The sequence below is a fragment of the Roseitranquillus sediminis genome, assembly GCF_016918935.1.
GTDB lineage: Bacteria > Pseudomonadota > Alphaproteobacteria > Rhodobacterales > Rhodobacteraceae > Roseitranquillus > Roseitranquillus sediminis.
This window is the reverse complement of record NZ_JAFFOB010000015.1, coordinates 255,736-278,619: the sequence shown is the minus strand read 5'-3', so window position 1 is coordinate 278,619 and position 22,884 is coordinate 255,736. Positions and strand designations below refer to the sequence as shown.

Annotated in this window: 20 protein-coding genes and 1 pseudogene; all 21 read right to left on the bottom strand. The window is 66.2% G+C overall.

Annotated features, from left to right (window positions below; all coding sequences use genetic code 11):
• Position 1 precedes the first annotated feature (1 nt).
• The gene (locus JM664_RS09420) at positions 2-967 is read right to left on the bottom strand and encodes a hydroxymethylglutaryl-CoA lyase (protein ID WP_227419653.1); all 966 of its coding nucleotides are present in this window, start codon (positions 965-967) and stop codon (positions 2-4) included.
• A gap of 177 nt (positions 968-1,144) precedes the next feature.
• On the bottom strand, positions 1,145-2,662 hold the full coding sequence (locus JM664_RS09415) for a M81 family metallopeptidase (RefSeq protein ID WP_227419652.1): 1,518 nt from the start codon (positions 2,660-2,662) through the stop codon (positions 1,145-1,147).
• A gap of 193 nt (positions 2,663-2,855) precedes the next feature.
• Entirely contained in the window at positions 2,856-3,710 is an 855-nt protein-coding gene (locus tag JM664_RS09410; RefSeq protein ID WP_227419651.1) for an NADPH-dependent oxidoreductase, read from the bottom strand.
• A 40-nt stretch (positions 3,711-3,750) separates the two neighbouring features.
• Entirely contained in the window at positions 3,751-4,596 is an 846-nt protein-coding gene (locus tag JM664_RS09405; RefSeq protein ID WP_227419650.1) for an IclR family transcriptional regulator, read from the bottom strand.
• 78 nt (positions 4,597-4,674) lie between these two features.
• A complete protein-coding gene (locus JM664_RS09400) occupies positions 4,675-5,937 on the bottom strand; it encodes an MFS transporter (protein WP_227419649.1) in 1,263 nt (420 codons plus the stop codon).
• 56 nt (positions 5,938-5,993) lie between these two features.
• Entirely contained in the window at positions 5,994-7,115 is a 1,122-nt protein-coding gene (locus JM664_RS09395) for a M20 family metallopeptidase (protein WP_227419648.1), read from the bottom strand.
• Positions 7,116-7,154: 39 nt separating this feature from the next.
• Positions 7,155-8,111, bottom strand: coding sequence for a fumarylacetoacetate hydrolase family protein (locus JM664_RS09390; RefSeq protein ID WP_227419647.1), 957 nt, complete (start codon positions 8,109-8,111; stop codon positions 7,155-7,157).
• Between the two features lie 49 nt (positions 8,112-8,160).
• Positions 8,161-9,399 carry a CaiB/BaiF CoA transferase family protein gene (locus JM664_RS09385; RefSeq protein WP_227419646.1) on the bottom strand — a complete coding sequence of 413 codons (1,239 nt, stop codon included), beginning with the start codon at positions 9,397-9,399 and terminating at the stop codon, positions 8,161-8,163.
• Positions 9,400-9,479: 80 nt separating this feature from the next.
• Positions 9,480-10,688, bottom strand: coding sequence for an acyl-CoA dehydrogenase family protein (locus tag JM664_RS09380; RefSeq protein ID WP_227419645.1), 1,209 nt, complete (start codon positions 10,686-10,688; stop codon positions 9,480-9,482).
• Between the two features lie 78 nt (positions 10,689-10,766).
• Positions 10,767-12,017 (bottom strand): acyl-CoA dehydrogenase family protein, encoded by a 1,251-nt coding sequence (locus JM664_RS09375; protein ID WP_227419644.1) that lies wholly within the window; start codon positions 12,015-12,017, stop codon positions 10,767-10,769.
• A 159-nt stretch (positions 12,018-12,176) separates the two neighbouring features.
• Positions 12,177-12,518 (bottom strand): annotated as a pseudogene (locus JM664_RS09370) (electron transfer flavoprotein subunit alpha/FixB family protein); the annotation flags it as partial.
• Positions 12,519-12,577: 59 nt separating this feature from the next.
• Positions 12,578-13,126 (bottom strand): hotdog family protein, encoded by a 549-nt coding sequence (locus tag JM664_RS09365; RefSeq protein ID WP_227419643.1) that lies wholly within the window; start codon positions 13,124-13,126, stop codon positions 12,578-12,580.
• A gap of 5 nt (positions 13,127-13,131) precedes the next feature.
• Positions 13,132-13,659 carry an FAS1-like dehydratase domain-containing protein gene (locus JM664_RS09360; protein WP_227419642.1) on the bottom strand — a complete coding sequence of 176 codons (528 nt, stop codon included), beginning with the start codon at positions 13,657-13,659 and terminating at the stop codon, positions 13,132-13,134.
• Between the two features lie 83 nt (positions 13,660-13,742).
• A complete protein-coding gene (locus JM664_RS09355) occupies positions 13,743-14,435 on the bottom strand; it encodes a metal-dependent hydrolase (RefSeq protein WP_227419641.1) in 693 nt (230 codons plus the stop codon).
• Positions 14,436-14,469: 34 nt separating this feature from the next.
• Positions 14,470-15,507, bottom strand: a complete 1,038-nt coding sequence (locus tag JM664_RS09350) for an MBL fold metallo-hydrolase (protein ID WP_227419640.1) — start codon at positions 15,505-15,507, stop codon at positions 14,470-14,472.
• 86 nt (positions 15,508-15,593) lie between these two features.
• Positions 15,594-16,793 (bottom strand): NADH:flavin oxidoreductase/NADH oxidase, encoded by a 1,200-nt coding sequence (locus tag JM664_RS09345; RefSeq protein ID WP_227419639.1) that lies wholly within the window; start codon positions 16,791-16,793, stop codon positions 15,594-15,596.
• Between the two features lie 71 nt (positions 16,794-16,864).
• On the bottom strand, positions 16,865-18,436 hold the full coding sequence (locus tag JM664_RS09340; protein WP_227419638.1) for an ABC transporter substrate-binding protein: 1,572 nt from the start codon (positions 18,434-18,436) through the stop codon (positions 16,865-16,867).
• Positions 18,437-18,925: 489 nt separating this feature from the next.
• The gene (locus JM664_RS09335; protein WP_227419637.1) at positions 18,926-19,597 is read right to left on the bottom strand and encodes an RraA family protein; all 672 of its coding nucleotides are present in this window, start codon (positions 19,595-19,597) and stop codon (positions 18,926-18,928) included.
• A 26-nt stretch (positions 19,598-19,623) separates the two neighbouring features.
• Entirely contained in the window at positions 19,624-20,370 is a 747-nt protein-coding gene (locus tag JM664_RS09330) for a 2-keto-4-pentenoate hydratase (RefSeq protein WP_227419636.1), read from the bottom strand.
• On the bottom strand, positions 20,367-22,004 hold the full coding sequence (locus JM664_RS09325) for an ABC transporter ATP-binding protein (RefSeq protein WP_227419635.1): 1,638 nt from the start codon (positions 22,002-22,004) through the stop codon (positions 20,367-20,369). The genes JM664_RS09330 and JM664_RS09325 overlap by 4 nt, the downstream gene beginning before the upstream one ends.
• Positions 21,997-22,863: an ABC transporter permease gene (locus JM664_RS09320; protein ID WP_227419634.1), complete on the bottom strand. Its 867-nt coding sequence runs from the start codon at positions 22,861-22,863 to the stop codon at positions 21,997-21,999. Before JM664_RS09320 ends, JM664_RS09325 begins: the two co-directional genes overlap by 8 nt.
• Positions 22,864-22,884: the final 21 nt, after the last annotated feature.

Here is a 22,884-nt window from a genome sequence, read left to right as displayed (position 1 = left end):
ATCAGGCCGCCGTCTTAGTGGTCTGGCGAAGCGTCTGGAGGCTTCCGCCGGTCTTCACGTGCCCGGGCAAAGGATGCCCTACGATGTTCTCGGCCAGCCGCGCCACGTCTAGCAGCTTCTCGAGGTCGATGCCGGTCTCGATGCCCATCTCGTGCAGCATGAACACCAGATCCTCGGTGCAGATGTTGCCGGCCGCGCCACCGTGCGCCGCGAACGGGCAACCGCCAAGGCCACCCACCGCCGCGTCGTAGATCCCGACGCCCATCTGCAGGCCCGCGAAGGCATTGGCGATCGCCATGCCGCGGGTGTCATGCAGGTGCAGCGCCAGCGCGAGGTCGGGATACTTCTCCCGCACGGCGCCTACGACGCGGTAGATGTCCTGCGGCGTCGCCCATGCCATCGTATCGGCGAGGCTCAGCGTCTTGATGGTCAGGTCGTGCTCGTCCGCAAGGTCCATGATCTGCTTGACCATGGTCAGAACGCGGTCGGTCGAGATGTCGCCCTCGAAGTTGCAGCCGAACGCCGCCATGATTGCGCCGCGCTCGATCGCGATGCCGTTCTGCTTGAAGAGACGGATCATGCCCCGCTGCGCCTCGACATTGTCGGCGAAGGTGCGGCGCTGGTTGCGGAGCAGGAACTTCTCGGACGCGGTGAGCGAGATCGATCCGCGAATGAAGAGCTTGCCGGTGGCGATGGCACGCTCAAGCCCTTTGTCATTCAGCCAGAGGCCGGTGTACTTCACCCCGGGCCGCGGGGTGAAGCCGGCAACCACCTCGTCTGCGTCTGCCCACCCCGGTACGCGCTTCGGGTTGACGAACGACGCCGTCTGAATGTGGTTTAAGCCGGTCTCGGAAAGCGCATCGATCAGCTCAATCTTTCGTCGGGTCGAGATCGGACCCTTCTCGATCTGAAAGCCTTCTCGCGGCCCTTCTTCGTTGATCTGCACGAACTTCGGCAAATCGGCCATCCTTCACCTCCCCGAACGGCGCCATTCCTGCGCGGCTGACTGCGACCAGCCTTCGCCGCCCGCTTCTCCCAAAGAGCGTTTGGCGCTCTTTACTCGCCCAGCGAATACATATTTCATTTTAGGCTAAGCTCCGAGGGTTCCCGCCGTCAAGAAGAATCTCGGCTCGCGGCAAGGGCTTCACCAGGCGGGTGGTGCCCACATGGCTCCTTCGTCAAGTGGGTAAACTGGACGCGGCAAGTGCCTGAACGGAAATCGTGAAAGCACCGGCGAGCTGAGCCCCGGCGCATCGATCTCGTCGATACGGTCAGGCGGGAAGAACTCGTCGAAACCCGCACGGAAGTGGCCCCGGGACTTCACCACCACTGTGCGCGCCTCGGCGACATCGACGCCGAACATCTCGAACTGCGCCGGGTCATAGGTCTGGAGGCGGTTGCTCGACACTGCAACGCAGATTCCGCCGAGCTCCAGCAGGCAGGACGGGCCGTGCGGCATGATCCTACCGCGGCGGTTGCCGCGGCGCCCGACGACGGTGCCGTCGTGAAGCTTCAGTACCCGTGCCGGCGCGCTGAAGCGCTTGACGAACTCATCCTCCCTGTCGCGATTGAAAACCGCCTCGAATGTGGCTCCCTCGCCGAGCGAATGGGCTTCTGCCGCGAGGGCTGGATCGTGGAACACACCGCAGACGACGCCAGTGGCGCCGGCCGCGTGCAGCGCCTCGAGAAGCGACACGTTACGGCCCGAGCCGCCGCTTCCCGGATTGTCTGCGACGTCGGCATAGATGCGGGGCGGGATCGTGGCGTCGTCGCTTCGCGCCCTGGCGCCAGCCACGGCATCATCGATGCTGGTCAAGTCGCGCTGGTAGCGATGCCGCTCCGCCCACCCCTTCTCGGCGATGCGGAGGCAGAGGGCCTGCGCCGCCGCGCGATCGCCGCGGGCCGTAACGAGGACGGTGATGCCGTTCTTCGGCAGGTCGGAAAAGGTGAAGTTGCCGAAGATCGAGACGTTGAGGATGCGCTCGTCCCTGGCCTCCTGCCCGAACCGGATCAGGTCGGCGTACGGCCCTTCGCTGGTGAGGAGCGTGATTGATGGCGGGCAGATCGGCAGCCGGATGAAGGCTGTCTCGGGACGCACCCCCGCCCATAGCTCGACCATTGCCCGCGCCGCCTCTTCTGCCCTCTCGCGCTGGTCGACATGTGGGTTGGTCCGGTAGGTGATCATGACGTCTGCCATGTCCACCATCCTCTCCGAGACGTTGGCGTGGAGATCGAGCGTCGCGACGATCGGCACGCCCGGACCGACCACGTCGCGCACGAGGGCGTAGAGCGTGCCGTCCGAGTCGAGATCTTGGGTCGCCGCCCCGGCCCCGTGATTGGCGACGTAGATCCCGTCGAGCGGACCTGCAGCCTCGAGCCGCCGTCGCACGTCGGCGAGCCACGTGTCGTAGAAGGCTTGCTCGACCGGCCCACCCGGAGTCGCTGCAAGAACCGAGATCGGTACAGGTTCCCAGCTCTCGAGCTCATCGAGGGCTCGGGCGAAAGCCGTCACCTCAAGCGGGAGCACCGACGCCTCCTTGCGCAACTCTTCGGCCACCTCGTCGCCCGTGAGATGGCAGAGGGCGCGGAATCCCGCTTCGGTCGTGACCGGGGAGAAGGAGTTCACCTCAAGAAAATAGCCGACGATTGCCACACGCTTCATTCTGTTCCTCCCATGGAGCTCTAGGTGCGCGCCGGCCAAGCGGCGCGCTCGCCCTCCGCGCCCCTGGCGAATTCACCAGCGCCTTGTGGAAATTGATGCCGCTCTTCAGGAGCGGTCTGTCCTGCGGCTCGAGGTCGTCGACCTCGAGGTACGGAACACGCGCCATGAGTTATCCTCCCCCGACCTTGGCCCTTTATCTCAGACCGAAGCCCATCCCCCGCAGGAAACCCTTCAGCTTGTCCCGGTTCTTGAGCGACGCCGCGCCCTCGACGCGCTTGCTGGTCTTGGTGGACCAGCCAATGACCGGCATTCGTTGCCGTTCCTGGAGCTGTCGCATCGCCGCATCGTAGTTTGCGACATCCTTCTCAAGGCCTGTGCCGCCATAGCGCTCCGGAAAGCGCACCGCATGCTGAGGCAGACGAGGCTTGAGGTCAGTCTCCCGCTCAGGGTCCTCGCGGCCCACCGTCATGCCGAAGACCGCAAACACCCTCGGGGGCAGCGCCAGTTCCGCCGCAACGGCCTCCGGATGACTCCGCATCGATCCGATGTAGCATGTGCCGTAGCCCATCGCCTCGAACGCGACTGTGGCGTTCTGCGCGGCGAGCGCGGCATCGATGGCGCCGGTCACGAACATCTCGAGATAGTCCAGGGCTTCGGACGCATGCTCCGTCAGCTCGGCGACCCTGCGAAGCCGCTCGAGATCGGCGAGCCAGACGAGGAGGAGCGGCGCCTCGCGTATGTGCTTCTGGTCGTTCGCGAGATGGGCGAGGCGCGCCTTGCGCTCGGCGTCGCGCACCTCGATCACGTTCCACGCCTGCAGGTTGGACGAGGTCGCGGCGGACTGCGCGGCCGCAATGGCACCGGCGACATCGTCGTCCGGCACCGGCTCGGGCAGGTACGCCCGGACCGAACGATGAGACAGCAATGTCTCCAGCACGGGAAGTTCCCTGTGCGGCGGGACCTGCGAGGCGCCGGCATAGCGCGCTTCGAAGAGCGCAGACAGCGCGTCATCGCCTCCGGAGGAGCGGAGCGTGGCGTCAATCTTCACGGGCAATTCCTTCCTGTTGTCGGTCGGTATAAGCGCCGGGTCAAACCGCCGCGCCACCGCTCAGGGCCTTGGCGCATTGCAGCAGCGCCGGGGCGACCTCGTTGCGCATGGTGTCGATGTCGAGCTTGTTGGAGGGTGTGCCGCAGGTCAGCGAATAGACCCGCCCGTCGCTCGAGCGGAACGCCGTCGCGACCGTGTTCAGCTGCGAATGGAAGCCAGCCTCGTTCGCGATGTATCCGTACTTCCGGTACTCCCTGAGCGTCGTGTCGATGAATTCCTTGCGGACCGGCCATCGCAGCTCGTCCGAGCTGCGGATATGGTCGAGCAGCTCACTCTGCTCGGCCTCATCGAGGGCGGCGATGTAGGCAGTTCCCATCGCGCTTTCGGCCAGTGGCAGCCGCGAGCCTACATGCAGGTTCAGGATCAGCGTCGCGTTCTCTCCCTGGCAGCGCTGCACCAGGAGCATGCTGTTGCCGTCGCGGATCCCGAGCGAGCAGCCCGCCAGGAAACGGTCGGCGACGATCTGCATGCTGGGCTTCGCGATTTCGGCGATCGGGATCGTCGCCAGTGCGCTGAAGCCGAGCGACAGGACCGCCGGGCTCAGCTGAAACTTCTCGCCGCTCTGCGTCGGCAACAGGTAGCCCTCGTCGAGCAGCGTCTTGCAGAGCCGCCAGACGGTTGGCTGCGGCAAGTTCGTGAGGCGGGCGATCTGCGACGATCCGAGCTCCCGCCGCTCGTTCGAGAACGCACGCAGGACTGCCAGGCCGCGCGCCAGTGCCGTGACGAACTGCCGGTCCTTCTTAGGTGACGCGGCCGCCCTCCGGCGCGAAGCCTCGCCACCGGAATCTCCCGCTTCGTCTTCTGTCTCCTCTCGGCGCCGCTCCAATCGCGTGACTCCGTCTTGCTGCAAATCGCTGGCGAGTCTGGCTTTACTCTATCCGCTGTGCAAGTAGATAACTCTTGCTCACTCCCGCCAGTAGGGAAGAAGCGCGGCTGTCACCGTACCGAGGCGCAACCACATCCAGCCCACGCCCGACAGCACCAGAACTGCACCGATTGCCAGCGGGATGCGCAGACCGAGAAATTCCGACGCCGCCCCCATGGCAAGGGCGCCGAGGGCGGGCCCGCCGCGAAAGATGACGCCGTGAATGCTGAGCACGCGACCGCGCATCGCCGGCTCCACCGCAAGATGGATCATCGTCTGCGAACCAATGCCGGTGCCGGCCATGGCGAAACCGGAGAGGATCATGGCCGGTATGGCGACCCAAAGCAGGTCCGTCGCAACGAATAGCAGGATTGCGCAACTGAGGAGCCCAGCGCTGTAGACCACGACGAGAGGCATGCGCTCCGGGTTCGGGCGTCCGCCGAGCCACAGCCCGGCGATGATGGATCCGATCCCGATCGACGAGGTAAGGATGGCGAGGCCCGTCGCGCCAGCGCCGAACACGGCGTCCGCAAAGCCGGGCAGCAGTTCGACCACCGGCCGCGCACCGATCGAGGTCATGATCAGCAGCACGAACACCGCGCCGAGTCCGGCGTGCGTCGCGGCATAGCGGTAGCCCGCCACGAGCTCGCGTACGAGCGTCGCGGAGCGCTCCGGCCGCGGCTCCTCGGGATCCAGCCGCACGCGGCTCAGCGCGAAGAGGAAGACCGCAAAAGATAGTGCGTTGAACGCGAAGGCCGCCGCGACCCCGGAAGTGACGATCAGCACCCCGGCGACCGCCGGCCCCACGAACCGCGCGACGTTGAAGACGATGGAGTTCACCGCGACTGCCGCCGGCAGGTGCGAGCGCGGCACCAGGGATGAGATCAGCGCCATCCGCGCCGGCTGGTTCAGCGCCATGACGATGCCCGTGGCAAGCGTCAGCACGAGCAGGCTGTAGATCTCGATCAGGCCGGTCGCGGAAAGGACGAAGAGCAGCACCGCCAGGCCGCAGGCCGCGGACTGGCTCGCGTAGGTAAGCCTGAGCCGATCGGTTCGGTCGGCTATAGCCCCGGCCACGGGACCGACGAGCACCGTGGGGAACAGGTCGGCGAAGGCCATGATCCCGAGCCATACGCCGGAGCCGGTGAGCTCCCAGGTCAGCCAGCCCGTGGCAATGCGCTGCACCCACGTCCCGATGAGCGAGACCGAGTTGCCGGCCGTGTAGACACCGTAGTTCGCAAGCCGGAGGACCGCGAAGAAGCCGGGCAATCGCGCCGCGCCGCCCGCCTCGCCCTCCCTCATCCGGGCCTGCGCGTCGCTTCGGGTTCGGAGCGATCGGTCCTCTCACCCCGCATCATTCAAAGCTGCGCCATCAGATCCCGCAGCAGATTCGTGCGGGGCAAGATCGACGTGATCAGGGCATGCTCCTCGAGCGTGTGGCCGCCGAAGCCTTCGATGCCGAGGCCGTCCATCGTCGGAATACCCCTAGCCGCCGTGAAGTTGGCGTCGGAGCCGCCGAGTGCCAGCGGCAATTCCTCCAGCGGCAGGCCATAGGCGCGACTCGTCTCCTGGATGCGCGCATGCAGTTCGGCGATCGCCTCGCTCTTGCGGTAAGGTGGTCGCGTGATCCGGCCTTCGACGCGGATCTTCACGTCAGGGCAGCGCGGCTCGAGGTTGCGGACGAACGCGTCCAGCCGCGCGGCGTCCTCGGCCTCGCGCATGCGGAAGTCGACCTTGAACCAGGCGTGTTCGGGAATGGTGTTGGCCGCAGTCCCTCCCTTGACCAGGCCGACGGTCGCGCTCACCCCCCGCGCCTCGTCGTTCAGCGCTTCGATCGCGAGGATCTGGTGCGCGGCCTCGCGAATGGCGCTGCGCCCCACATCCTGCCCCGATCCGCTGTGCGCTGGGATTCCGCGCAGATGAACGTCGAATCGACCGGAGCCGCGCCGCGCCGTGACCACGCGGCCGCCGGGGCGCGCAGGCTCCGTGACGAGGACGTAGGCAGCACCCTCGGCCCGCGCCTCGATCAGGCCGCGCGTGCCGACGCTGCCCACCTCCTCGTCTGGCGTGAACATGTAGACGACGCGCCGTCCCAGCTTCGCCTCGCGGGCGAGCGATCGGAAAGCGCTCATACCCATGTAGGCGCCGCCCTTCATGTCCATGACGCCTGGGCCGAAGAGCTTGTCCCCCTCGATCCGCACCGGGTTGTCGTTGGCAAGCGTGCCGATCGGATGCACCGTGTCGATGTGCGACAGGACGAGCCCGTGCGGCTCGCCGTTTTCGGGGCCTGCGCTGACGATCAGGCAATCGCCAAGTCCATCGCCGCCCGGCAGCCGCTCGACGTGGACGGGAACGTCAGCGAATTCCTGCGCGACGAGGTCGATCATGCGGTTCACTGCGGCCGGGTCGGCCGTTGGGCTCTCGCAGTGCACCCACCGGCTGATCCCCTCGATCATCTCCTTCGTCTCGAATTCCGACATGTCGTCTCCTTCCCCGCGTCGCATTGGTTCCCGCGCCGATCAGGCCGGGGCGTACTTGCCGGTGAGTTGCGTCGCCGGAATGCCAGTCGGTGCCGGCTCCTCGCCGCGCGCGACGCGCTTCTCGTTCTCCTGCAGGCGCGTGTCGCGGGTCCAGGTGCGCTTGAGGTCGTCCCGCACCGGCGTGCGGAGGCGGCCCAGCCCCTCTGTCTCGAGCTCGACCAGATCGCCGTCATGCAGCGCGCTCAGGCCGCGGTGGTTGGTCCCAGTGGCAACGACGTCGCCCGGCTCCAGCGTGTGGATCGTGCTCAGCCACGAGATGCATCGCGCGATGCTGTAGGCCATGTCGCTGGTGCTGAAATCCTGCCGCAGCTCGCCATTGATCCAAAGTTTCACGGGCAGATTCTGCGGATCGCGGATCTCGTCCGCCGTCACGATGTAGGGTCCCATCGGAGCGAAGGTGTCGCGCGACTTGGCCTGGAAGAACACGTTCCGGCTGGGCGGGAGACCGCGCGCCGAGCCGTCGATGAAGTTCATATAGCCGAAGACGTGATCCATCGCCTCGGCCTCGCTGACGTCCTTCGCCTGCCGCCCGACGACGATGGCCAGTTCGGCCTCGGCTTCGAACACTGTGGCGGGGATGTCCTGCAGGACTATGGCCTCGTCCGGTCCGATCACGGCGCTCGGCGACTTGTGGAACGCGTTGATGGGAAAGGCCTTCTCGAGCGTTCCGTTCTCCAAGTAGTTTGTTGCCATGCAATCAATCTGGCGCACCCGCGGCAGCGGCGCGCGCAGACTCACGGTCGAGAGCGGCACCCCCTCCTCGGCCTCCACATGCTCCCGCAGCCGATCGACGTAACGGTCGAAGGCGCCGATCAGCGCCGGCATCAGGTCCTGCCTATCGCGGTGAGGCAGATCCTCCAACAGCGGCGTCAGGTCTACCACGCGGTCACCCTTCACCGCCCCCACCCGGTTGTCCTGGAAATATGCGAGCTTCATTCCGTCTCCTCCGATGCTCCCATGTGGCCGCTGGTCCGACGGAAGGAGATCATGACTTGTTGCCCGCCGGCGTGCCCTTGATCGCCCATCCCTGATCGAGGCCGACTGCCCCGGCCTCGGCCAGCGCAACGATCTCCGACTGGGCGATTTCGAGCGACTCGAGAACCTCCCGCGTGTGCTGTCCGAGGCGCGGGGGGTGCATGCGCACCGCGCCCGGCGTCTCGCTGAACTTCAGGGGCAGACCGCCCATCCGCATCGGCCCGAGCCCCTCGAGCTCGATGTCGACCATCATGTCTCGCGCCTCGACCTGCTCCTGCTCGACCATCTCGGCGATCGTGTGGATGGGCGAGCACGGCACGTTGCGCGCCTCGAGCGCGTTGATCCAGTGCGCCTTCGGCTCCCGCGCGATTATCTCCTCCAGCATCTCCATAAGCACGTACCGGTTCTCGGACCTGAGGGTCGAGGTCAGGAAGCGCGGGTCGGCGATCCATTCCTCCTTGCCGAGCGCGGCGCAGAGGTCGCGCCACATCCGGTCGTTGAAGCACGAGATCACGAACCAGCCGTCGGTCGCGCGAAAGGCACGGTAGGTGGGATTGGCGAGCCCGCCGCTGCCCCCACCCTTCGGCACGACTCCGCTCGCGAAAAAGCGGGTGATGTGGTAGGAGAGCATCGAGACCTGCCCCTCGAGCAGCGATGTGTCCACGCGCTGGCCGCGCCCGGTTTGCTGGCGGACTTGCAGCGCGATCAGGATGCCGATCGTTGCAAGCATCCCCGCCCCCACGTCGCAGACCGAAATGCCCATCTTGACCGGATCCCCATCAGGATAGCCGGTGATGCTCATGCCGCCGGAATAGGCCTGCATCCTGAGGTCGTTGCAGGGCACGTCCTTGAGCGGCCCCGAGGCGCCGAAACCGCTGATCGAGGCGTAGATCAGACGGGGGTTCTCCCTGCTCAGCGTCTCGTAGTCGAGGCCGGCGCGGGCAAGGGCGCCAAGCCGGTAGTTGTCGATCACGACGTCGGACCCGAGGATCAGCTTGCGCACAACCTCTACGCCCTTTGGCGACTTCAAATCCGCGGCAAAGCTCTTCTTGTTGCGATTTGCCGAGGCAAAGTAGGCCGCCACCGCTCCGTGGAAGTGCGGCGTCCACATGCGGCTGTCGTCGCCAACCTCCAGCCGCTCGATCTTGACAACCTCGGCACCATAATCGGCCAGCGTCATGCCGCAGTACGGACCCGCCATAGCGTTACCGAACTCGACAACCTTCAGGCCTGCCAACGGTCCCGTCATGTTTCCTCTCCTCCCGGCGCGCTCGTGGCGAGCGTCGTTGGTCGAATCGCGCCGCTCGTGGCGGCGCGCCCCGCGGACCCTCAGGCTGTCTTGCGCAGTTCCTCGGCAGCGACCGGCTCCGAGTCCGGCAGCGGCCGGCCCAGAACGACTTCGCCCGGATGATCGAGCAGCGCCTCGGCGATGCGCGCACGATGCTCATAAGTGGTGCCGAGGCGCATCGTCCACGAGGCGATCCGGCGGTACCAGAGGTGCAGGTCCAGCTCCATCATGAAACCGATGCCGCCGTGGATGATCTGCGCGTTGCGCGCCGAGGCCAGCGCCTTCTCGTTGCAGAACGACTTTGCCTGCGAGACCTCGACGCGGCAGGGCAAGCCTTGGTCCATTTTCCACAACGCCTCGAACGTCAGCAGATCGCCGCCGTCGATCCAGATGATCATGTCGGCGCACATGTGCTGGATCGATTGGAACGCGCCGATCGGCTGGCCGAACGCTTCGCGCATCTTGGCGTATTCGATCGCCAGCTCGGCATCCTTCCGGGCGGCGCCCATCATCTGCGCGCAAAGGAGCGCGGTCGCCCGGTCCAGCATCCGCTCCGCCACAGGCCAGCCTTCGTTGAGGCGACCGACCAGGTTGTCCTTGGACACCCTCACGCCATCGAAGCTGACGCGGCTCTGACGATCCTTTGCCGTCGGGATGAGCGGCGTCTCCGAGATGCCCGAAGCATCGGTGTCGACGAGAAACAGCGAGAGACCGTGCCTGCCGTCGCCTGCGCGGGCGGTGCGACATAGCACCAAGCACTTGTCGGCCGCGGCGAAGTTGTCGACGAAAGTCTTGTTGCCGTTCAGCACGAATTCGCTGCCATCCGCCTCGGCCGTCATGCCGATCGTTCCCGGCCGGCAACGCACGTCGGCTTCCGAGACAGCCCATGTCAGTATCAGGCTGCCATCTGCGACAGACGGCAGGATGACCTTGCGCTGGCCCTCGCTTCCGGCTTCGGCCAGCGTCAGGGCCGCCGCCGCCGAGCTGAGGAGCGGGATCGGCGCCAGCGCGCGGCCGACTTCCTGCAGGATGATCCCGAGGTAGGTGAGCGGCAGACCCGAGCCACCGTATTGCTCGGGTAGCGATATGCCCTGCCAGCCCAGCTCCGCCGCCTGCGACCAGATCTCCTTGTCGTAGCCGAGCGGATCCGCCTCCATCTTGCGCACAAGGGCGGGCGAGCACTCGCCTTCGAGGAAGGTGCGCGCGGAGTCGCGAACCATTTCCTGCTCGTCCGTCATCAGTATGTCCATGTGAGCCTTCCGTGGAACGTGATCATCAGGGTCTCCGCGCCATCTGCTCCGGCGCCGCAATTTCAAGCCATGCAGCTGTCAGGCCCGAGCCGACCTCGCCCGCCGCGCCGACGGCAGGCCGAGGCCGCGCCGAGCGATCTGGTCACGCATGATCTGCACACCGCCGTGGTTGATGCCGGACTGGAAGGCGCCAAGGACGTTGTGTGCGTAGACACCGTCCTCGACCGCGTCGGGCGAGCCCTTGAGCAGCTGCGCGTAGGGGCCCAGGATCTGCGCGATGGCTTCGGTCGTGCGGACGCCGTGCTCGGGCGCCCAGACCTTCTCCGCCGCTCCTTCGTAGGTGAAGTTGCCGCCGCGCTGGACGATCGACATGCTGCGCATCGTCATCAGGCGGCAGACCTGCGCCTCGGTCCAGAGCTCGGCGACCTTGTCGCGCACCACCGCGTCGTCGGCCAGGCCGGCCATTTCGGGGCGGCGCTGCTTGAGGAGGTTGACGATGTCTTCGTCGCGGCGAACCGACATGAGATAGCGGAAGGCGCCCACCCGGTCGAGGTTCAGTCCAGCGGAGCCGACGCGCCAGCCCTTGTTTTCCTCTCCCAGCAGCATCGACCGAGGCACCCGCACGTTGTCGAAGAACGTCTCGTTCGTGCGGGCGTCGGCGTACGTCGTGCCGTGCGGTGCGCGCGGGTCGTTCTGGATCGTCCAGATCGGCCGGATGCTGATCCCCGCCGTGTCCATCGGTATGAGGAAGATCGAGATCCCCTCGCGCTTCGGCGCGTCGGGATCGGTGCGGGCCATGAGGTAGATGTGCGTCGAGAGATGTGCCGTCGTCGTGTACATCTTCTGGCCGTTGATGACGAAGTCATCGCCTTCAGGCGTGGCGCGGCAGCGGAGGCTGGCCAGGTCGGCGCCGGCGTGCGGCTCGGTAAAGCCGAGGCAGAAAGAGATCTCGCGGCTGATGAGCCGCGGGATGAAGTATCTCTTCTGCTCCTCGGTGCCGGCCGCCATGATCGCAGGGGCGCCGCTGCCATTCAGGCCGATGTTGATCCCGGCCCGCATGAATTCTTCTTCGACGATGTATTGCGTCAGGCGGTCACCGCCCTGCCCCCCGTACTCCTCGGGATAGGCGATGCCGAGCCAGCCGCGCTCGCCTATCCTGGCGAAGAGCTCCATCATTTTCGGCCCATAGCGACCGTGTGAGCCGGGCGTCGGCTGGAAATCGTCCAGTGCGTCGCGCTCCGCCAGCACCTCGTCAGTCACATGCTCTTCGATGAAGGCAACGACGTCTCTGCGCAGCTCTTCCTGCTCAGGGGTATAGCCGAAATCCATTCGTTCACTTTCTCCGGAGCTGGCGCAGTCTGTCTATTCACTTAGCGGATAGCCAATTCGTGTATTAGCATAGCAAGCGGGCGAAGATCGCGTCAAGGCTTCGCCCTCTCGTCCTGCGAGCGAAGTCGACCCGAACAGAGAGGTTCTGGCCAGCGGGCGTCATAGCCTGCCGGTGAGCTCAGGCACGATCTTGAAGAGATCTCCGACGAGGCCGTAGTCGGCGACCTGGAAGATCGGCGCCTCCTCGTCCTTGTTGATCGCAACGATGACCTTCGAGTCCTTCATCCCGGCCAGGTGCTGGATCGCGCCGGATATGCCAACCGCGACGTAGAGCTCGGGCGCCACCACCTTGCCGGTCTGACCTACCTGCCAGTCGTTCGGCGCATAGCCCGAGTCGACCGCCGCGCGCGACGCGCCGACCGCGGCGCCGAGCTTGTCGGCCAGCTTCTCGATCATCGCGAAGTCGTCGGCGGAGCCGATGCCGCGACCGCCGGACACGATCCGCTCGGCGCCAGACCTGCGGCCGCCGGGCTGCGCGCGCAGGGCGGCCGCGGCAGGTTTCAGGCGCCTTCCGCCCGCGCCTCGCCCGCCGCCAGCTCGTCCGCCGAGGGTGGCACGAACGGATAGGGCACCGGTCCGCCCTCGCGATAGGGCAGCGCCACCGTGGCCTTGCCCGGAGTGGACTGCCTGTCCTCCTGATTGCGGATGCCGAGTTCGAGCTCGACCAGCCCGAAGTCCCTCAGCGGGATCTTCCGCTTGACCGCGCCCCAGACGAAGAGGGTGCTGCCGACGACGTCCATGGCTCGGAACTGGAAGCTGACCTTCCAGGGCCAACCGTGGGGGGTGGCCCAGTCCTTGACGATCTGCAGCAGGAAATTCTGCTTCAGCGACCCGTTGACCAGGAGGTCCGGCAGCTTGTCGTGCTGCTGCGTGAAGTCGCGGTCGTAGTGGATCTTGTGCCAGTTCTCGATCGCCGCCGACCACCGCATCAGGTGTGGCGTCGTGAACGGGCCCTTCTGCAGGTCGCCGAGCCGCTCGCCAAGGGAAACGTCCTCGAAATGACGGGGGTCTGCCGGAGCATCGGCGCGTGCCGCATCATTGTCCCTCATCGCCTCTACCTCCGGATCGTCGTGCGCTTGACCCGGGCGACGAGACCGCCGTCGTCGTCCAGGTAGTCGGTTTCGGTGATGACGAAGACCATCAGGCCCTTCGAGGTCTCCCGCTCATAGATGTCCGCGTAGCGGTGGCGGAACGAAAGTCCCTCGCCGTGATGCAGGTAGCGGAAGAGTTCGACTTCGGAGCCGCCGTTGAGCAGAGCGAGGTTGCCCAGCGGCAGCGGCGGGAGGTTGCTAGAGGGACCCGCGCCGCCCGTTCCGTCATAGTCCGGGTCGTCGGCGCGCTCGGAGATGACGTCGGTTCCATCGTATGGCAGGCGGTTCTGCATAAGCGGAAAGAGCGGCGGCGCCACAGGCTTGCCGTAAGGCGTCTGCGCCGCGTACTCCTCGCTCATGAAGGCGGGATCAAGGTCCATGATCGCCTGAGCGAAGCGCCGCACGGCGCCGCGCTCGACCACGTCCCAGCACCTGCCAACATCGGTTTCGACCCCGATGTAGCCTTTAACCTCATCGGTCACGTGACTCATGTTCCCTCTCCTGCACTGGACAATGCGCAACGCGCCTTCGCCACCGTTGGCAGACCGGCCCGCGGAGGGGCCGGCCCGCAGCGTTACAGCTCGATTGGCCGAAGGACCTCGGGCTCGATCACGTCGACCCCCGGCAGTCCCTGCTTCAGCGCCTCGGCCGACTGCTCGAGAAGTGGGAATGTCTTGTAGTGGCAGGGGATCACGGTCTTGAAGTTGAAGAACTTCCTGGCGGCGAAGGCGGCCCGCTTCATGTCCATGGTGAAGTGGCCGCCGGCACAGAGGATGCCGATCTCCGGCTCGTGGAGCTCCTGGAAGAGCGCCATGTCGGCCATCACGTCGGTATCGCCGGAGAAGTAGATCGTGCGCCCGTCGTGCTCGATCATGAAGCCGGCCTCGGCTCCGGCATAGACAGGACCATTCTCGCCCGGCGCTGACGAGGAATGGCTCGCCGCAACCATGGTGACGTTGACATTGCCGAGCTTCACGGTGCCGCCGTTGTTGAAGCCGACGGTTTCCAGACCGTGTGCCGACTTCCACCAGCTCGCGAGATCCGCCTTGCAGACCACCGGTATGCCCAGTTCCCTGGCGATGTCGGGCGCGCTGCCGGTGTGGTCGCCGTGACCGTGGCTGATCAGAATGCGTGTCGCGCCGTTGATCGCCTCCGCACGCCGGTCTTCGGGAAAGACCGGGCTTCCCTTGATCCATGGGTCCACGAGGAGGATCTGGTCGCCGATCTCGATGCGAAACCCGGAATGTCCGAGGAATGTGAGCTTCATCTTTGTCTCCTGTCGATACTTGCTGCGGCCCGACCTACCGCTCCTCCGGGCAGGCGCAACCGGCGACTGTCAACTCGTCCAGCTTCGCCGCCGGCGTGGCGGCCAGATAGCGCATCGGCCCGCCGTCGCCCGGCGCCTCGCCGATCAGAGCCCCTCGTGCCAGCAGCAGGTTGACGAGCGACAAAGTCTGCCCGAACGCGATCGTCATGTTCCCGCGGGCCACCGAATTGCGGAACACCGTCCGGCAGATCTCGTAGGCCGTAGCGGGTTGCCGGGCCGCCTCCAGCGTCTGCGCCAGCCGTTTGGCGAAATGGCCCCGGATCTGCTCGATCCGCCGTCGTAGCCCGCGATATGGTGAGCCGTGCGACGGCAGCACCAGTACCTCTTCTTTCACCGCTTCGAGCCGCGCCAGCCGGTCGAAATATTCCGCCAGCGGATTCGCTTCGGGCTCGTACATCTGGACGCCGATTGGCGGCGAGGCGACCGGCATGAGTTCGTCACCAGCAATGAGGAGCGACTCGTCCGATGCGAGCAACATCGCGTGCTCGAGCGAATGACCCTCGGAGGTCGTGACTGACCAGCGAAGCCCCCCCAACACCAGCGTCTGCCCGTCCGCGATCCGGCGAAAGCTTGCGGGCAGCGGCCCATACCTGCCGAACGATTTCGCGCGCCGCTCGAGCGCCTTTCGGCACTCGTCCTCGGGCCAGCCATTGTGCACGTAGAAGTTCAACGCTGCCGAGAGCAACGACTCCGCCGTTTCCGCCTTCCGCGCGACGGCCAGGAACCACTCCGCCCTCGGCAGGGCGAAGGCTGCGCCCGTCATTTCGCAAAACGGACCGGCAAATCCGACATGGTCGCTGTGCCCATGGGTCCCTATCAGCAGGCGCACCGAGCGCCCGCCCATCGGTCCGTCGAGGAGCGACTGCCAGTGCGCGCGCGTGTCGTTCCCGCCAAGGCCGCAATCGACGACGGTCCAGGTCTCCCCTTCGTCAATCAGCCAGACGTTCACATGGCCGCCCGCGTAGGGCAGCGGCAGCCGCGCCCAGAAAAGTTCCGGTGCGACCTCGGTCATCTGTCCGGGTTCAGGAGCCGCGCACGGATAGTCCAGCGGGATCGCCGGCGCAGGGCGGAGGGAGAAATCCTCTCTTGCATCCGCCATCATCTGTGCCCTGCTCGCGCCGGCCCGCTGGCGGCCATTTCGGGCGCGGACCAGGTGCTCACCGGCTGCGGGTCACGGTTGAAGGCCATCTCCCGCTGATCCTTCCGACCTCTCAGCCGAAAGGCAAAGTCCTCGGGCAGCCATTCGAGCGGATCTGCCATCTGCAGTACCTCGGCCGCATGCACCGGCCAGTCCGCATGCATCATCAGCTGCCGCGCCATGCCGACGAGGTCGATCGCCCCGTCCTGCAGTGCGCGCTCGGCCTGCAGAGGCTCGGTGATCATGCCCGGCGCCATCGTCGGCAGGCCTGTTTCCTCCTTGATGCGGCGCCCGAACGGCAGGTGGTAGCCCGGTACCCGTGCCACGAGCGGCATGTCCGACGTTCCCGTGATCCCGCCGGAGGAGCAGTCGAAGAGATCCACACCGAGGCGCGCGACCTCACGCGCCAGCGCGACGGTGTCGTCGAGGTTCCAGATCCCACCCTTACCGTCGACGCAGGAGGCGCGATAGAAAAGCGGCTTGTCGTCAGGCCACTCCGCCCGGACCGCCTCCGTAACCTCCAGTGCGAACCGCATCCGGTTGCTGAGACTTCCGCCGTAGGCGTCGGTCCTGCGGTTGACCACCGGCGAGAGGAATTGATGGATCAGATAGCCGTGCGCGCCGTGGATCTCCATGATCTCGAAGCCGGCCTCACGGCTGCGGCGCGTGGCACTGGCGAACGCGTCGACGACGTCTCGGATCTCCGACCGCGTCATTGCCCGAGGCGCCGGTGCGCCCGCTCGCACCGGGATGTCGCTCGCCGAGATCGCCTGCCAGGCCTCGCCGCCGTCCTGCTCGAGCGATGCGCGGCCCTGCATCGGACCCATCTCCGAGCCGCGGCTGCCGGAGTGACCCAGCTGCATCGCCGGGACGGAGCCGAGCGACTTCAAGAAACCCGCGATCCGGCGATAGAGCGGCACCTGGGCGTCGTCGAAGAGCCCGGCGCAGTGCGGGGTCTTGCGCCCGCGCGCCTCGACCGCCGTCTCCTCGTAGAAGACGACACCGGCGCCGCCGATGGCGTACCTACCGAGGTTCACTAAGTGCCAATCGGTCGGCGAGCCATCGACCGACTTGTACTGGCACATTGGTGAAACAACGATCCGGTTGCGTGCTGCGACCCCCTTCAGAGCCCAGGTCTGGAACAAGAGCGGGTTGGTCATCTCGGGGTCAGCGTCCGTAGGTGTGCAGGGAAGGGACGCGGCTCGGGAACGGCCGCGCCCCGTCGTCTCGGTCAATCGGTCGAGCGCACATCATGCGGGTAGACGCGAGCGTCGATGCGACCCTCGACCTCGAGGTCGGAGCGCATCGCCCAGACGTTCTGCAGCACCAGGATCGGGATCACCGCGACCTGTTCGAACGCGAGCCGAATCGCGTCTTCCATGTGCTGGAGCCGCTCCTCCTCGCCCATGGTCGTGCTGACCAGCTCGATCTTCGCATCGAGCTCGGGGTTGGAGTATCGATGCCGGTTGGCGGCGCCGACACCGGCCTCCTCGTCATAGGTCTGGACGAGCGACCTGAGTGTGTTACCGGCCTCTCCGGTCGACGAACCCCACGAGGCGAGCCAGGACGAGAATTCCTGGTTGGCAGCGCGGCCGAGGAAGCCCGCGAAGGGCTGAACCACGACCTCGGTCTCGACGCCGATGCGGTTCCAGTACTGCGCCACCGCCTGGATGATCCCGACGTCGCCCGGATAGTGCGAGTTCGGTCCGTGGATCGTCAGCTTAAACCCTTCGGGATACCCTGCCTCGGCCAGAAGCTCCTTGGCGCGCTCAGGATCATAGGCCGGCGGCTCGATGTCGGCGACGTATCCCGGCGCCCCTTCGGGCATGAACTGCCCGGAGGCGAAGGCGGCGCCTTCAAGCACGCGATCGACGATCGCGGAGCGGTCGATGGCGATCGACAGCGCCTCGCGGACGCGACGGTCCTGGAACACGTCGTCAGGCAACTCGTTGCCCTCGTTGTCGAACGCGAACGGCCCGTCACCGGTCTGGTCGAGCGCCAGGAAGATCGACCTGAGCGCCGGGAAGCGCGCCACCTTCAGCTCTTCCTGCTGCTCGATGCGGGGGATGTTGCTCGGTGGAACCTGGTCGATCAGATCGACCTCGCCGGCGAGCAGCGCCGCGACGCGCGCCGCGTCGTTGGTCAGCATCCGTACGTTGATCCTCTCCCATTCGCCGGGCTCTCCCCAGTAGTCCTCGTACCGCGACACGGTCAGCGCCTCGCGCGGCAGGTGAGACTCGAACTTGTAGGGGCCGGTGCCGACCATCGCTTCACCCGAAGCGAAGTCCGCCTGCGTCGCACCCTCGGTCGCGTCCTGATTGACGATGAAGATCGCGGAAAGGTCGAGCGGCAGCACCGGGTTCGGCGCGTGGGTTGTGAAGCGCACGGTCTGCGGGTCCACCGCCTCGACGTCCGCAATGGACGAGATGTAGGTGGTGTAGGGTCCCGGGCTTCCTTCGATCGTCGGAATCCGTTCGATGGTGAAGACCACGTCCTCGGACGTCAGCTCTTCGCCGTTGTGGAAGGTGACACCTGGCCGCAACTTGAATTCCCAGGTGGTATCGTCGACGAGTTCCCAGCTCTCGGCGAGCAGCGGAAAGGTCTGCGCCTGGTGATCACGGCCGACCAGGGGCTCGAACATCATCATGTGCAGCTGACTGTTCGTGCTGACGTTCTGGAACAGCGGGTCGAGCGCCGTCATCTCCCCTGCGACACCGACCGTCAGCTCCTGCGCGTCGGCAGCTGCCGGCTGCATCAGCGCGGAAGCTCCGGCAATGACCGAAGCAAGCCATACTTGTTTCATTGATCCTCCCACTTCGCATACGCCCGGCCGGATTGCCTTGATGACGTCACCGCGGGTCAGGCTAGAGAAGCCTATTATTCGCGGTGCGAATTGCTTATTTGGCGGGCTATCAATCCGTCGCACCCCTTCCCGGTCCCTGTCAAGGGAACTGTTGGATCTTCCTTCTGTTGTTCTTGCTGTAGCGGGTTGCGGTGGACAACGCAGCAGAAGCCGGCTGCGAAGGCGCAACTGTCTTGGCGTGGACGTCGAGGGCGGCCTGCTGAAAGAGCACCGCGAGGCGGAGCACTAGCGACGGCCAGACCCCGGTTTGCGGCTCGGCATAGACCTAGTCCACGCGACGCCCACGCGACGGGAGCCCTCCGCCGGCGACAAGGCGAGGGCTTCCGGACTCGCGTCTGGGCGTCGGCGCGAGGTACGCGCTTGTATCGACCTCGCCCGAGCCAAGGTCCGGCCGCCGAAAGCAGCGCCGCGGCGAGAGCTCCTTATGGTTCAGCCGGCACCGCTCAGCAGCTTCTCCATCGCCTTCTGAACCCAGCTCCGGTCGTTGGAGCCGGCCAGGATCGCCTCCATCTGCGCCGTTTCTGCCTCGTGCTTCTTCTTCGCTGCCGCATAAACGGCAGGCGCCTCGCCCAGCGGCACGCAGACCACGCCGTCATCGTCCCCCACGATGATGTCACCGGGCGCGACTGACATTCCGTCGAGCGCGATCGGGACGTTGATCTCGCCCGGACCGTGCTTGTAGGGGCCGCGGTGGGTGACGCCGGCGGCGAAGACGGGGAAGGCGTGGCTTCTGACATACCCGTGGTCACGGATCGCGCCGTTGAGGACCACGCCGCCCAGGCCGCGCTTCTCGGCATATGCCAGCATCATCTCTCCCATCAGCGAATTGGTGAGATCGCCACCGCCGTCCACGACGATGACATCGCCGGGCGACGCCACGTCGAGCGCGTGATGGATCAACAGGTTGTCGCCTGGACGGGTCTTTACTGTGAAGGCGGGGCCGCAGAGGACACCGCCCGAATGCATCGGCCGGATCCGGGGGCCGCCTGCCTCCAGCCGCGCCATGACGTCGCTGATGTTGGCGACGGGCAGGTCCGCAAACTGCGCGACCATTTCGGGCGACGGCCGCGTCGGGACGCCGAGGATCCTCATTCCGATCATGTTCTTACCTCTCAAGATGCTTTGGTTTACTCGTGCCGGATCGCGACGCTGTCGAACCCGTCTGCCTCAAGTCGGAAGGTCTGGCCGCGCAGGATCGGCATGGGGCCGACCCGGGCGCCGGTAATCACAACCTGTCCCTGCCTGAGTGACCGGCCACGCTCGCCCGCGTGATGCGCCAGCCAGAGCACGGCCTCCAGGACTGCCGTCATCGAGGCCATTGGCTTCGCCGGCTCGAACGTCTCGCCCGCCGACGTCACGAAGCGCGGTCGCACGACCGCGAGATCGAGCGTCTGCCACTCCTCCCGGAGTTGGCCAATGACCAGACCGGCGTTGCTCTGGCAATCCGCCAGTGCACTCAGCGGATCGATGCGCTTGCGGTCGGTGAAGCAGGAGTCGAGCACCTCAATGGCGAGGCACGCCCCGGAAATCGCGTCCAGCAGCTCGTCGCGTCCGGCTCCGGCCGCCAAGTTCCTGCCGATGACGACGGCCACCTCGCCCTCGACCTCCGGCGCGGCGGCATCTTGCGACAGCGCGCCTCCGGGAGCGATGAGAGCTCGCGACGAGATGGGCGCGCATCGGTGACCCTTGGCGGCATTGGCCGGCGCGACCTTCCAGCCCGCGATCTCCGCCTCCGGCAGCAGGGCATCCTGGATCGCGTAGGCGTTTGCCTCGTCCTGCGGAACGAGTTCAACGGGAAGATCCGGAATCCGCCCTACCAGACGCGCGTTGCGGATCGTCGCAGCCGCACTCTCTATCCGTCTCATGTCCATCATGCGATCTCGTGCCTGTCGAGTCTTTCCGGGTCGGGATGCGGGCTCGCGTTGATCAATTCGACCGTGTAAGGGTCCTTCGGCCGAGCGAAAATCTCCTCGGTCGTGCCCTCTTCGACGAGCTTGCCTTTGCACATTACCAGCACACGGTCGGCGAAGTCGCGGACCAGCGGCAGGTCGTGCGCGATGAAGATGTATGCGAGCCCGTGCTTCTTCTGCAGCTCTTTCAGCAGCGCAATCACCTGCGCCTGGACCGACACGTCGAGCGCCGATACCGCCTCGTCGCAGAGGATGATCTCCGGCTGCAGCGCCAGAGCGCGCGCGATGGCGATACGCTGCCGCTGCCCGCCCGAGAACTGGTGTGGGTACCTGTCGGCGTGTTCCGGCTTGAGACCGACCTGCACCAGCAGGTCTTCCACCCCGGCACGCCACTCTGCCCGCGGCAGCACACCGGCGTGAATTGCCCACGGTTCTGAGACGATCTCATGAATGCTCATGCGCGGGTTGAGCGATGCCGTCGGGTCCTGAAACACCACCTGCAGCTTGCGCCGGAACTCGCGAAGCGCCCGCCCCCGGAGCGAGAAGACATTCGTTCCCTTGTAGGCAATCTCTCCTGCGGTCGGCTGCGTCAGGCGCAGGAGGGTCCGCGCCAGCGTCGTCTTGCCCGAACCGGATTCGCCCACGATCCCAAGCGTCTCGCCCGCGTGCAGCTTGAAGCTGACATCATCGAGCGCGCGGGTGGTGGGCGTCGCGCCCACCTTGAAGGGGTTCGAGGCCAGCAGGTACTCCTTGACCAGCCCCTTCGCCTCCACCAGCACCTCAGGCTTCTGCTCGACGTGCCGGAACGGCTCCTGTCCCGGTACCGCGGACAACAGCTTTCGCGTGTAGGGATGCGCAGGCCTTCGGAAGACGTCGCCCACCGCGCCGCCTTCGACGACCTGCCCGTCCTTCATCACGACCACGCGGTCGGCGACCTGCGCGACGACGCCGAGGTCATGGGTGATCAGCACCATGCCCATGCCGCTCTCGCGCTGCAGCTCCTTCAGCAGGTCCAGGATGCGCGCCTGTACCGTCACGTCTAGCGCGGTCGTCGGCTCGTCGGCGATCAGCAGGTCTGGGCGCAGCGCCACTGCCATCGCGATCATGATGCGCTGTCGCTGCCCGCCCGAGAACTGGTGCGGATAGTCGCCAAGTCGCTGCCGCGCGTTGGGCAGCTTGACCTGCTCGAGCAGTTCGAGGGCCCGCTTCCGCGCCTCGCCCGAGCTGACACCGTGGATCCGCAGCGTCTCCTCGATTTGCCACCCGACCGGGTAGACCGGGTTGAGATGCGCCAGCGGGTCTTGGAAGATCATCGAGATGGACTTGCCGTTGATGCCGCGTCGCTGAGCGCCCGACAGCTGCAGGAGGTCCCGCCCGCCATACATCGCCGTGCCCGAGGTGATGTGGCCCGGCGGGCTGTCGATCAGGCCCATGACCGCGTTGGCGCTCACCGACTTGCCCGAGCCACTTTCGCCGAGGATCGCCAGCGTCTCGCCCGGTGCCACCGACCAGCTCACGTTCTGCACGGCTCTCGTGATGCCGCGGCTCGACCTGAACTCGACGCTCAGGTCGCGCACTTCGAGAAGCGTCTCACTCATCGGAAGCAACCTCCCTCTCAAGGCGCCAGCGCTGGACCGGATCGGTTGCTATGCGGAGCCAGTTCGACAGAAGGTTCAGGGACATGGTCACGAGGGCGATGAAGACGCCCGGCCAGAAGGAGAGCCACCACGCGGTCGCCAGGTAGCTGCGCCCTTCGGCGACCATGACGCCCCAGGTGAAGTCCGGCGCCTGCACGCCCAGCCCGAGGAAGCTGAGGCTCGCCTCGGCAAGCATCACGAAGGCGAACTCGATGGTCATCAGCGTCGCGATGGTCGGCACGACCATGGGCAGGATGTGCCGGGAGACCGTGCGGAACACCGAAGCGCCGGTGACCTCGGCCGCAACGACGAACATGCGGCTGCGGATCTCGAGGACCTCCGCGCGGGTGGTGCGCAGGTAGACGGGCACGCGCGTGATGGCGAGAACGATGATCACGTTCGTAATCGCGGGGCCGAAGATGTAGAGAACCACCAGCGCCAGGAGCAGCGACGGGAAGCTCATGACGATATCGGTCAGGCGCATGATCACGTCGCCGACGATGCCGCCCTTGTAGCCAGCGATCAGGCCCAGAAGCACACCCACAACCATCGACAGCAACACCGCGGCGGCCGCGATGAGGAGCGTCGGGCGGGCGGCGATGATGATCCGCGCCAGGATCGGCCGCCCCAGCGCGTCGGAGCCCAGGATGTGCCAGAAGCCGCGGTCGGGCTCGAACGGCGGCGCGTTGCGCGCCATCAGGTCCATGTCGATGCCGATGCCGCCAAGGAGCGGGGGGCCGACGAGAGCCGCTAGCACTACCACGACGAGAAACACGGCAGCAGCGAGCGCGAACTTGTCGCGGCGCAGAAGGGCCAGCATCGCCCACTTAGTGGGCCTAGG